This is a genomic window from uncultured Thiodictyon sp. (assembly GCA_903837595.1).
GTDB lineage: Bacteria > Pseudomonadota > Gammaproteobacteria > Chromatiales > Chromatiaceae > Thiodictyon.
This window is the reverse complement of the sequence record CAILVI010000093.1, coordinates 19,185-30,941: the sequence shown is the minus strand read 5'-3', so window position 1 is coordinate 30,941 and position 11,757 is coordinate 19,185. Positions and strand designations below refer to the sequence as shown.

Below are 11,757 nucleotides of genomic sequence, written 5' to 3'. Positions count from 1 at the left end.
GTGGTGCCGGAACCCGTGGTGGTGCCGGAACCCGTGGTGGTGCCGGAACCCGTGGTGGTGCCGGAACCCGTGGTGGTGCCGGAACCCGTGGTGGTGCCGGAGCCGGTGGTGGTGCCGGAGCCGGTGGTGGTGCCGGAACCCGCGGTGGTGCCGGAACCCGTGGTGGTGCCGGAGCCCGTGGTGGTGCCGGAACCCGCGGTGGTGCCGGACCTGGAGGACCAGGACGACTATCCTGACGATCCGGAGCTGGTGGCCCTGTTTATGGAGGAGGCACGGGACCTGCTGGATGGGATCGATACCAAGATCCGTGCCTGGCAGCTGGCCCCTCAGGAAGTAGGGATTCTGGATGGTATCAACCGCCTGCTGCATACACTCAAGGGTGGTGCCCGCCTCACGGACCTGCCGGCCATCGGCGACTTGAGCCATGCCTTGGAGACCCGGCTGACGGCGATCGGGGACGCGCATGGGCGCTTTGATGACACCACCCTGGAACTGGCCCAGCAGGCCGTGGATACGCTGTCAGTTCAATTGGATGCGCTGGAGCAGCACGCGCCGATTCCGCGTGCCACGGCCTTGGCGAAGGCCTTGAGCATGCCGCTGCAGTTGCGCGCCGACGCGCAGGTGCAAGCGCCTGACCTGGCCATGCGGCATGCCGTCATAGCGCAAGCTGTGCCAGAGCCTGACGCCGCGGCGAGTGTGCTCCACACCGGCGGCGGCGCCAGACGGACGGCCGCGAGGGGCGCGACCGTATCGCAGATCCGGGTGCGCTCGGATCTGCTCAACCGACTGGTCGACAATGCCGGTGAGATCGGCCTCTACCGCGCCCGCCTCAGTCAGCGCAATGGCATGCTGGGTTTCAGTCTCGGGGAGTTGGACCAGACCGTGATGCGTCTGCGCGAGAAATTGCGACAACTGGAGATCGAGACCGAGACCCAGATTCTCTTTCGCTTTGAGCGTGAGGAGGCGCCCGGGGCGGAGGGCCCGGCCTTCGATCCGCTGGAGTTGGACCGCTTCTCGACCCTCCAACAGCTCTCCCGCAGCCTGGCCGAGACCGTCAATGACCTGGTGAGTTTGCGGGATGTGTTGGGCGGGTACCAACGCGAGTCCACTGACCTGCTGACGCAGCAGGCGCGCCTCGCCGATGACCTGCAGGACGGGCTGTTGCGCACCCGCATGGTGCCCTTCGTCCAAGTGGTCCCGCGGCTGCATCGCTTGGTGCGCCAGACCGCTGACAGCCTGGGAAAATCGGCCCGGCTGGAGGTGATCGGGCCCGAGGTGGAACTCGACCGTGCGATCCTCGACCGCCTGGAAGCACCCCTGGAGCACCTGCTGCGCAATGCCGTCGACCACGGACTGGAGTCGCCGGCGGTGCGTGCCGCCGCCGGCAAACCCGCCACCGGCCAGGTGACCCTGGAGCTGAGTCGGGAGGGCAACGACGTGATCATCAAGATCGCCGATGATGGCCCCGGGCTCGATCTGGCAGCGATTCGCAGCCTGGCGGTGGCGCGTGGTCTGTTGGCCCCCCAAGTGGCGTTGGCGGACGCGGCGCTGATGCAGTTCGTCTTTGAGCCCGGCTTCACCACCCAGGAACAGGTGACCCAGATCTCGGGTCGCGGGGTCGGATTGGACGTGGTCGCCTCCGAAATCAAGGTCGCCAACGGGACCATCGACCTCGTTTCCTTCCCCGGGCGTGGGACCAGCTTCAGCATCCGGCTGCCGCTGACCCTGGCTATCGTGAAGGCGCTCTTGGTGGGCGTTGGGAGCAGCGTATACGCAGTGCCCTATGCGTCCATTGAGGCGGTGGCGCGGATCGGCCGGGAGGAACTGGCGGCCATCTACCAGGATAAGGGGAAGGATTTTGACTACCGCGGCCAGGCCTACCGGGTCGCCGCGGTGGGCAGCCTGCTCGATCCCCGGGTACCACCGGACCTGGGTGAGTCCCGCTGGCTGCCGCTTCTGCTGGTGCGGGCCGGCGATCTACGGGTCGCCCTGCAAGTGGATACCTTGATCGAGAGTGCGCGGGTCCTGGTCAAGCCCCTGGGCGCCAAGTTGGCCGCGCTGCGTTGGCTCGCCGGCGGCACTATCCTGGCGGACGGGCGGGTCGCTTTGATCCTGGATATCCTCGCCTTGCTGCGCTCCGGCGCGGTCCATGAGCAGTTGTCACCGCGCCCAGCCTCGGCAGCGGCAGCGGATGCGGGCACGACCTCTGGGCGGTGTGTCATGGTGGTGGACGACTCCCTGACCGTGCGCCGGGTCACCACCCGCATGCTGCGTAATCGCAATATCGAGGTACTCACTGCCAAGGACGGAGTGGAGGCACTGACCATGCTAGCCGAGCGTGTACCCGACTTGATGCTGTTGGATATTGAGATGCCGCGTATGGACGGCTATGAGCTGACCCGTCACATCCGCCGCTCGGAGCGGCTGCGGACCCTGCCGATCATCATGATTACCTCGCGTACCGGCGAGAAGCACCGCGACCATGCACTGTCGCTGGGCGTCAACCGCTTCCTCGGAAAACCCTACCGGGAATCTGAATTACTCGACGAGATCAGCTCCTTACTTGCGGAGCAGCGGCAGTGAAGGCGCATTCGCAAGGGCTACGGGTCTTACTCCTGCCGGTGTGGTCCGATCCAGACCCCTGGGATTTGTTACTGCCCGCGGCGGCCGTGGCCGAGATTGTGCGCGCAGACCCTGTGGGCGAGCCCGGGCCGAGGGCACCGGAGTGGTTGCGCGGGTATCTTGGCTGGCGCGGCCTGCGGCTGCCCCTCGTGCGCCCAACCGCCTTCACCGGGCCGACCCACCGCGCCTATGCGGCCGTGTGTTTTGCCCCGGGCGGCGGCGAGAGCGCGGCCCCGTTCTTCGCCATTGAGAGCCCGGGGATGCCGCGCTTGGAGCGGGTCACTCCGGACGGTCTCAGCGCCGAGACCGGCCATCGCGCGGCGGCCGAAGGCCTCTTCATCCAGGTTGCACTCCGTGTCCTGGGCCGCCCGGCGGGTCTGGTGGACCTTGATGCGCTGCAGCGTGCCCTGCGGGCGATTACCGGTTGATTCGGGGACGGTGCGATGAACGGCGATTCAGAGACGGGCCAAGCCGCAGCAGGCGGACCGGGCGCTCCCCGGGTTATCGTCGTACATGACAGTGCGATGCGGGCACTCCTGACCGAGCACATTCTGAAGACCGCGGGTTGCGTGGTGCAGACGCTCACCGATACCTGCGAGCTGGTGGAATTGATGGGGTCCTTTCAGCCCGATCTGATCCTGGCTCCGGCCCCCATTCCGGCGACCAGCGGCTTGGAGTTGGTTGCCGTCGCCCGCGGGCCGGGCACTGTTCGGCTCGTGCCGCTGCTCGTTTGCGACGTTGACCATCGCCGGCAACCGCGCACCGCGACCCCCGGTGCGGGTGCCGTGGCCGACGGTGCGTCGCCGCTGCGACCGGAATCCTTGGTCGGTGCCGTGACGCAGCGGATCGCGTGCATGCCCGCCATCAATGCGCCCGTGCCGGCAGCCGATCATCTGGACCCGGATACGGGGCTGGCCCGCCGCCGCCATTTCATGCGCAGCCTGGCGCGCGTGATCGCCGGGCCCGACGGCATTGAGCCTGGTCATGGTCTCTTGGTCGTCGCCCTGGATGGTGTCACTCAGCTCAACGCACGCTGGGGGACTGGCGCAGCCGACCTGGCGGCGGACCATATCGGTGGTCTGATCGGGGCGCATCTAGGGCAAGCGGATCTGGCCACGCGTCTGGACGACTATCGTCATGCCTTGTTAGTTCACCGCGGCGATGCGCAAGCACTCGTGAAGGTTGCGGAAGCCTTGCGGTGCCTGATCGCAGATTCCCCCTTCCAGGTGGACGGTCACCCCGTGATCATCTGCGTGAGTATCGGGATCGGTCGCTTGCGACCCGACGCGGGAGACGTCGTGACCATGATCAAGCGCGCCGAGCGGGCCTGCGCCGAGGCGGCGGCGGGCGGCGGCAATCGGGTGGTGGTTGATGACCCCACGGTAGCCGCAGCGCCGGACGTGGCTCACGAGCGACTGCTGACCCAGTTGATCGAGCGTGCGCTGGTCGCATCCGATCCGACGGGCGGTTTCGAGATCTTCTACCAGCCCATGGTGGCCATTGGGCACCACGGGCTCTGTCACGTGGAAGTCATGCTGCGCCTGGACGCGGGGGATGGCACCTTGATCGAAGCGGCGGACTTCCTGCCGCTGGCCGAACGCGCCGGCCGCAGCAATGCGATCGATCGCTGGACCATGCTCCACGCGTTGGGGGTCCTCGCGCAGCAAGGCGCCGTCCAGCCCAGGTTGCGGCTCTTCATTCGCCAGCACCTGGAGAGCCTGATGGATGCTGGCGCTCTGGCGTGGCTGCGCGCCCAGATAGTGAGCAACGCCCTGATTGAGCGTTGCCCCATCGTCGATCTGCACCTACAGGACCTGCTGCGGCACCGCCATTGCGCCGGCGCCGTCATCGCCGCGTTGCGCAAAATCGGTATTCAGGTCTGTCTGGCGGGTGTCGATGAAACGGCGGTGGCCCTGGAGTTGGTTAATGAGCTCAAACCGCCCTTCGTGAGGCTTGCCCCGGGGGTGCTACAGCAACTCAAGGCGGATCGATTCAACCAGTTGGTCCAGCGCCTCAACCGCGGCCAGGCGCAGGTGATCGCCAGCGGCGTCGACTCTGCCGCGCTGGTCGCCCCGGTGTGGGCCAGCGGTGTTGGCTATGCGCAGGGCGCGGTCATTTATGCCCCGCGCCCGGAATTGCTCTTTGACTGGGATGAGCTGGTGACGGAGTGATCGTTACGCTGCGGCGGTGCTGCGCTCGGCCTTGGCGATCTCCACCGCGGTGTAGACCACCAGCAGGCCCCAGATCACCTTGTTGACGATGTCGCCGATGTTCACAGTGAACTCGCGCAGCACCACGCTGACACTGGGATCGAAGACCAGCGCATAGAAGAATCCCGCCGGAAAGATCGACCAGCCGATCAGGAAAAAGAAGAACATGTAGGCGAGCGTATCGCGCTGGGCGGGGACCATCTCCGAGCCCGGCAGGCGCCGCAGTACCTCGAAGATCGAGATCGTCATGTAGGCAAACAGCAAGCCGCTGACCGTGAACCAGAACAGGGCAAACAGCGGTAGGCCCTCGCCAACATGGGCGTGGGTCGCATACTCACCGAAATAGCCAGTGACGATCATCCCGACATCGGTCAGTGCGAGGTTGCGCAGGAAGGTCATGCCGACGCGCTCCAGGCCCATCAGTAGAGGGAACATACTGATCAGTACCAGGGTCGTCGCCAACCAATAGGCGTAACGCAGCACCAGCGGCAGCGAACTGATGGCCGATGTCATCTCAGCGATGCTCGCCGTGCCCGCGATGGGCTGCAGGCGGGTGAAGAAATAGAAATGCAGGACGGCGGACACCGTGCAGATGCCGACATTGAGCAGGGCCAGCAGGCGCAGTCTTCCGGTCAATTGCGGGATTTGGGTCAGGAAATACATGACCGCCGCCAGGGCGGCGATGCCGCAGGTCAGGAACGAGTAATAGGTCAAGTTAAATAGCGTGGTCATCTTATCGGTTTCCGATCTGAGCCAATTGTCGATCCGGCGCATTGCTCATCGGCGGCAATGCGTACGGTATACCAGGTGCGCACCATTACGACACCTGCTCCAGCGCCTGTTGTATGAAATCCAGGACCTCTTCGTCATGATAAGGCTTGACGAAATAGCGATCGACCCCGGCGGTGATGGCCTCGCGCCGATGCCGCTCGGTGGAGCGCGAGGTGATCATGGCGATCGGTAGGCGGCGCGTTGGCGCTTGCGCGCGCAGGTGGGTGGTCAACTCCAGACCGTTCATCTGCGGCATCTCCATGTCGACCAACAGCACGTCCGCCGGCTCCCGGCTCAGTGTCGTCAGGGCGTCCATTCCATCGCGCGCAGTCAGCGCATGATAGCCGGCATCGGTGACGAGTTGGGCCAATACGCGCCGCATGGACAGCGAGTCATCGACAATCAGGACGGTCGGCAGCTTGATCTGCTCCAGGTCCTGCGCGTGCGCCAGGGTCGAGAGATCGACATTGGAGACGACGCGCATCATGGCACGCAGTTCGACGATGGGAACGACCCGGCCGTCGCCGAGGATCGAGGCGGCCAGGAGTCCAGGGATGGGTGGTACCAGTGCCCCCAGTTTCTTGACCACCAGTTCGCGCCCGTCGATCAGTTCGTCGACCATCACCGCCTGGTCGCCGCGATCCGACACGACGATCAGCACCACGGCGCCCTTCACGTCCGGTGCGCGCGTCGGTAGCCCAATCAGCGTGTTGATGTGGACCAGCGGATAGGTGTCTTCCGCATGGCGAAACTGCCAACCCTCGGCACATTCGGAGATCTCGCCCTCGGCGGCCAGCACGGCGAAGCGCACCTCATTGGCCGGCATGGCCAACGGCTCGCCGTTGCAGTGGATCAAGAGGCAATAGATGGTCTGTAGCGAAGACGGGAAGCGGGCCTGTAGTCGATAGCCGGCGCCGCGCTGCGATTCGATGGTCAGCGAGCCATTGAGTGCCCTGACAGTGTTGGCGACGACATCCATGCCGACACCCCGCCCGGACGTTTGGGTGGCCTGCTCACGCGTGGAGAAGCCGGGGCGCAGCGTCAGTAAGGCCAATTCTTGGGGGGTGGGTGCGGCATCGGCGGCGAGCAGCCCCAGCCGGATCGCCTTGCTCTTGACTCGCTCCAGATCCAGACCGGCGCCATCGTCGCTGAAGGTCACCTCGATCTGGTCGCCGGACTGGCGAAACGCGATCGTGAGTTCGCCTTCGGCCGGTTTTCCGGCAGCGGCGCGCTGATCGGCCGGTTCGATGCCGTGATCGACCGAGTTACGTACCACGTGCATCAGGGCCGGCATGAGCCGGTCGAGTACGTCGCCATCGACTTGGACCTCATTGCCCTGGACCTTCAGCTCGCCCTCCTTCCCGGTCGCCCGGCAGGTTTGGCGCACCGCCCGCTGCAGGCGCCCGACGACTGAGCTGACCGGCACCAGCCGGGTGGCCATGGTCAATTGCCGCAGCTCCTGGCTCAGCTTGATCTGCTGTTGGGCCAACTCATCCAGGCTGCCAATAGTCCCGTTCAGGGTCTGCACCAGATCACGCGCATCGTTCACCCCCTCGTTGAGCCGCCGGGTGGCGATATACATCTCGTCGTACTGGTCCAACTCCAGCGGGTCATAGGTGGATGCGGCGGCGGCGCCCCCGGATGCCAGCCCGCGCAGGTCGACCAGCTTTTCGAGTTCAGTGACCTGAAGCAAATTGCGCAGATCGATCTCGGCGGATTCCTGCAATGTGCGTTGTGCCAGCCGAATCTGCTCCGCCGATTGCGACAGCGCCAGCGACATCTCGCCCGCCAGCCGCAGCAGGTTGACGATGGCCTGGGCCGGGACCTGCAGGTAGGCGTCCTCGGCGTCCTGCACGGTCCCCCCCCTTGACCGCGCTGCCGGAGACTCCAGGGCGCCAGACAAGGTTTCTGGCGTCACCATGGATGCCGTCGTGACCCGCGCTGCCGGAGACTCCAGGGCGCCAGACAAGGTTTCCGGCGTCACCAGGGAGGCCATCGTGACCGAGTCCGCCGCGGCGCCGGCCCTTGCGGCGGCGGGGGTCGCCGATGTCGCAGCGGCTGGCGCCTTGAGCGGCTCGGTCCACTCCAGTGCCGCGGCGCCCTCCTGGTCGATGCGGTTCGCCCAGTCCAGCACTTGTTGTACGATCGGCCGAAATGCTTCCGGATCGTGGCTTTCCAGGCCATTGATGACATCGAACATCGCGGCGAGCCCATCCGCCGCCGCGACCAAGGTCTCGCCGAGCGGCGGACTGGGGGCCAGTTCCTGCTCGGTCAGAAATTCCAGCAGGTCCTCCAGGTGATGGCCCAGGAATGCGACGGCGCGCACCCCGCAGACATTGGCGGAGCCTTTCAAGGTGTGGGCATAGCGCTGGGCCTGTCGCAGGGCGTCTTCGACGGCGCCGCCGCGTAGGATGACCTGGATGACAGTCGCCAACCGCTGGGCCATATCCGGTCCTTCGCGCCGGAAACTGGCCAGCACGCTGTCGTCCATATCGTCTGCCGGGGCTAATGAAAGGTCCTCGTCCTGCACCGCGGCCACCCGCTGCGGACCGGTCTCGGTCTCAAGCGCGAGCGGATCGTCATAGAGCGCCTGGGCGAGTTCCGCGGTGCGCTCCAAGGCGAGCGGTTCGGGCCAGCGTGGATGGGCCAGGGTCGCGACCAGGGCCGTTCGTGGGGCTTGCGCCAACGGCCCGGCCAGATAGTCCAGCATCCGCTGGGGTAGCTGGCTCAGGTCCCCGATCAGTGACTTGGGCCAGGGGTTCTTGGGGGAGCGTGCACTCATCTGCTCCGCAAGGCCGGCGCACAGGGTGCCAAAGCCGGCGAAACCGACATCGGCGGAGGCCTCGGCGAAGCGCTCCAGAATTTCCCGGCCGGCCTCGGCCGCGGCGGTGCGGTCGGCGGCCCGCGTCGCCCGGGCGATATCGGCGACGCGGTGCAAGAAGTCTTGCGCGTTGTCCTCCACGGCGGCGGCCAGGATGGCAAGGAGTTCAAGCGCGTCGTCGCTCAGTTCCCCGGAGTGGGCGCTGGCGACTGGCCTGGACGGGAACTGCGGTGGCGCAGTGATCTCCTCGGCGGCGTCGGCGCCGGCGGCTTCCTGATCAGCCGCATCGTCCTGCGGCTCCGCGGCGACGGGTGCGGCCAAATCATCACTGATTGCCGCCACCATCGGTGTCTCCGGGGCAAGCGGCGCGGCGCCATCGCCCGCGGCGACATGGTCGTGCCACAGGGCCGCCGCCTCCGGGCTCAACGGCGGGTCGAAGGCCTCGGAGCCTGCCAGTTCGATGAGCGCATCGACAATCTCCTGATCATGCGGCTCCGCGAGATGGGCCTCCAGCAAGGCCATGACCTCGAGGGCGGCCACCCCCGCCGAATCGCTGCCCGCCGCGCGGTGTGGCAGACCGCTGACCAGCCCATCAATGACGGCCAGCAGCTCCGTGATATGCGGTCCCAGTTCCTCGGCCGACGGCCACAGATCGCCCAGTGACTCGGCGAATGCGTTCGCCGCCGTCAGCCGGTCATCTTGCGCTGCCGCTGGGTTTCCCGCTAACTCAATGGCTTCTTGAGCCGCGGGTAAGGCGGCGGCAAAGACCTTGGCAAAAGCAACCGGGTTCATCGTCCGGTCCCTCGCCTAGGCCCGGCCTGGTTCATTCGCCCGCGCTGGTGCCGGCAAGCGGAAGAGCCCGATCGAATCGAGTAGTTGCTTGGAATAACCTACCAGGCTATTGGTCTCGGCAGCCTGCTGATCGATCTGATCGGTGGTCTCGACCGTGCTCGCGCGCATCGCGTCGACGCGGGTCATCAGAGTGCGGTTGGCGGCGACCTGCGTTTGGGCGCTGGCATCGATCTGTCGTACCGCCTCGGCCAGGTTGGCCGTGGTCTGCTGGGTTGCCAGCATCCGATCGCCCGCGCCTTCGATCGTACGGGACTCGTTGCCCACGGCCTCGGTCGCCTGATTCACCGTCTGGATGGTGTCCTGAGTCTCGACCTGGATATTGCGGATCAGCGTGGCGATCTGATTGGTCGCCTGGCGCGAACTGTCCGCCAGGCGCTGCACCTCTTGGGCGACCACGGCGAAGCCGCGCCCGGCCTCGCCGGCGGTGGCCGCCTGCATCGAGGCATTGATGGCCAGCACGTGGGTACGCTCCGAGAAGCTATTGATGATGTCGACGATGCCGCTGATCTCCTGCGAGCGCTCGCCCAGGCGTTTGATGCGCTTGCCGGTCTCTTGAATGGATGCGCGAATGCTGCCCATGCCCTGCACCGCGCCCTTGACCGAGGCCAGCGCCTCGTCGTTGGATTGTGTGGCCTTGTTGGCGGCATCACTGCAAAACTGTGCCAGTTCGCCCATGTGGTCGATGGCCTCGACGGTCTGCGCCAGGTCGTTGGCCGTTTGCTCGATCTGTGCGCGTTCGGCATCGGCCACCGCCACCACCTGACGCCCCTGCGCCTGTACCTCGGCAGAGGCCTGGCCGACCTGCTGGGCGATTTCACGCACCTGCACGAGGACGCGCGCACTCTCGGAGGTGACGCGGTTCAAGGCATCGCCCAGGGGCCCGGTGATGTCTTCCTTGACCGGCAGCTTCAGCGTCAGGTCGCGCGCCTGGCTGATCTCACTACTGATCTGCAGCATCTCGATGATGGAGTCGTTCAGCTGATCGTTCTGACGCTCGAGATAATCGAGTGCCTTATTGAAGGCCACCACGGTCGTTCCCAGCTCGTCCTCCGCGCCGGGATCGAGCCGTTCGGAAAAGTCGCGCCGCAACTCCATGCCCTTGAGTGCGCCGCGAATCCGGTTCAGACCGTCGCGAATACGCTCGGCCGGCTTGAGGATAAAGCGCGTGGCCAGCCGGACCAGGGTGATATAGAACACCAGACCGGTGAGTAGGGCGCCGAGCAGGAGTACCGCCACCAGCAGTGCCATGGCAACCTGGCGCTGGTTGGCCTTGGCGGTCTGGATCGACTCCAGCTGCTGCGTCAAGTAGCGATTGGCGGCGGCCTGGAATTGCGGTGGCACTTGTTTGAGGAGCGTGGCGAGTTCGGGATTTTGGTCCGGGTGCAGTGTCTGCGTCACTTCGGTGCGTTCCTGGTACAACCCGTTCACGCTTAACAACACAGAGCCGGCAATGAGCACGAATACGAGCAATACCAGCGCGGTCGTCGCAATGGTCAGTCTGGCCGAAATGGAGATGTCGCTGAGTGTCATGGATTATTCTTCCGACGTGAGGGGACTGGCCTGAAGTAGACTCGCGCGCTCGGCCAGCAGTTCGAGCAAGCCGAGGAGATCGACCTCGACATAACTGGTCCCGTCCACCGCCAGTGCGCCACGGGCGAGTTCGGATGGCAGCCCACGCAATGGGGGTGGGCAAGTAATGGGTGTGTCCGGCGGGACCGTAATCCCGTTGACTTCATCAATGCCGAGCGCCGCGCAGGTATCGCGTCGCCCCAGCAGCAGAAAATAGCGGCCCGGCTCGGGCGTGCGCTCGTTGACGATGGCGCCCAGATCGTAGACCGGCGCCAGATCGCCGCGGAAGCTGGCGAGCCCCAGACACCAAGGGTGGGTAAAGGGCAGGCGCGCGCAATGCAGCGGCGGATAGACCTCCCCCGGCATCCCCGCGGGGACCAGCAGCCAGCGTTGGCCGATCCGAAAGACGTGACGAAAATCGCCGATCGGCTGGGTCTGGTCCGTTGCATCGAGCGACGCCGGCAGCCAGGGCCAAATCGGCGCATCGGCGCGGGTGGTCGCATCCGCTGGGGCATCGACCTCGTTCATGACGCAGCGGCGCCCCCGCCCAGCAAATGCGCGATCTGTTTCAGAATCTCCTCGGCCGCATAGGGCTTGACGATATAACCCTTGGCCCCCTGCAACTGCGCCCACATCTTGTCGGCCTTCTGATTCTTGCTGCTGACGACGACCACCGGGATATGCATGGTGGTCGGGTCTTCGCGTAGCGCGCGCGTCGCGTGATAGCCGTCCACACCCTCCATCACGATATCCATGAAAATCAGATCGGGCCGTTCGCTTTGTGCCAACGCCACGACCGCTTGCCCCGACACGGCAGTCACCACGGTGTGACCGGCCTTCACCAGGACCTCTCTCAAGTGATCGCGCTCGGTAGCAGAATCATCAACAACAAGTAGCTTCGCCATACTTGAC

The 11,757-nt window shown here is 65.6% G+C and carries 8 protein-coding genes; 3 read left to right on the top strand and 5 right to left on the bottom strand.

Features of this window, described 5'->3' with window-relative positions; translation table 11 throughout:
• From QZY44_RS05055 to QZY44_RS05045, 3 genes are all read left to right on the top strand, one after another.
• Positions 1-2,583, top strand: a 2,583-nt coding sequence (locus QZY44_RS05055) for a response regulator (protein ID WP_295443120.1), incomplete at its 5' end; no start/stop codon positions are given.
• A complete protein-coding gene (locus tag QZY44_RS05050; RefSeq protein WP_295443117.1) occupies positions 2,580-3,050 on the top strand; it encodes a chemotaxis protein CheW in 471 nt (156 codons plus the stop codon). The genes QZY44_RS05055 and QZY44_RS05050, both read left to right, overlap by 4 nt.
• A 15-nt stretch (positions 3,051-3,065) precedes the next feature.
• Positions 3,066-4,793, top strand: coding sequence for an EAL domain-containing protein (locus QZY44_RS05045; RefSeq protein WP_295443115.1), 1,728 nt, complete (start codon positions 3,066-3,068; stop codon positions 4,791-4,793).
• A gap of 3 nt (positions 4,794-4,796) precedes the next feature.
• Here the strand turns inward: QZY44_RS05045 and QZY44_RS05040 are convergent, their stop codons facing one another.
• The 5 genes from QZY44_RS05040 to QZY44_RS05020 form a co-directional block, all read right to left on the bottom strand.
• Complete coding sequence (locus QZY44_RS05040; RefSeq protein WP_295443112.1) at positions 4,797-5,564, bottom strand: bacteriorhodopsin; 768 nt, start codon at positions 5,562-5,564, stop codon at positions 4,797-4,799.
• 85 nt (positions 5,565-5,649) lie between these two features.
• Positions 5,650-9,216, bottom strand: coding sequence for a response regulator (locus QZY44_RS05035; RefSeq protein ID WP_295443109.1), 3,567 nt, complete (start codon positions 9,214-9,216; stop codon positions 5,650-5,652).
• Positions 9,217-9,231: 15 nt separating this feature from the next.
• Positions 9,232-10,806, bottom strand: a complete 1,575-nt coding sequence (locus QZY44_RS05030; protein WP_295443106.1) for a methyl-accepting chemotaxis protein — start codon at positions 10,804-10,806, stop codon at positions 9,232-9,234.
• 3 nt (positions 10,807-10,809) lie between these two features.
• Positions 10,810-11,373: a chemotaxis protein CheW gene (locus QZY44_RS05025; protein ID WP_295443103.1), complete on the bottom strand. Its 564-nt coding sequence runs from the start codon at positions 11,371-11,373 to the stop codon at positions 10,810-10,812.
• Complete coding sequence (locus QZY44_RS05020) at positions 11,370-11,750, bottom strand: response regulator (RefSeq protein WP_295443101.1); 381 nt, start codon at positions 11,748-11,750, stop codon at positions 11,370-11,372. Before QZY44_RS05020 ends, QZY44_RS05025 begins: the two co-directional genes overlap by 4 nt.
• Positions 11,751-11,757: the final 7 nt, after the last annotated feature.

What these genes read in the sequence shown, in the direction of transcription:
- QZY44_RS05045 (WP_295443115.1), top strand. Translation starts at nt 3,066, where the DNA reads ATGAACGGCGATTCAGAGACGGGCCAAGCCGCAGCAGGCGGACCGGGC.
- QZY44_RS05040 (WP_295443112.1), bottom strand. Translation starts at nt 5,564, where the DNA reads ATGACCACGCTATTTAACTTGACCTATTACTCGTTCCTGACCTGCGGC.
- QZY44_RS05035 (WP_295443109.1), bottom strand. Translation starts at nt 9,216, where the DNA reads ATGAACCCGGTTGCTTTTGCCAAGGTCTTTGCCGCCGCCTTACCCGCG.
- QZY44_RS05030 (WP_295443106.1), bottom strand. Translation starts at nt 10,806, where the DNA reads ATGACACTCAGCGACATCTCCATTTCGGCCAGACTGACCATTGCGACG.
- QZY44_RS05025 (WP_295443103.1), bottom strand. Translation starts at nt 11,373, where the DNA reads ATGAACGAGGTCGATGCCCCAGCGGATGCGACCACCCGCGCCGATGCG.
- QZY44_RS05020 (WP_295443101.1), bottom strand. Translation starts at nt 11,750, where the DNA reads ATGGCGAAGCTACTTGTTGTTGATGATTCTGCTACCGAGCGCGATCAC.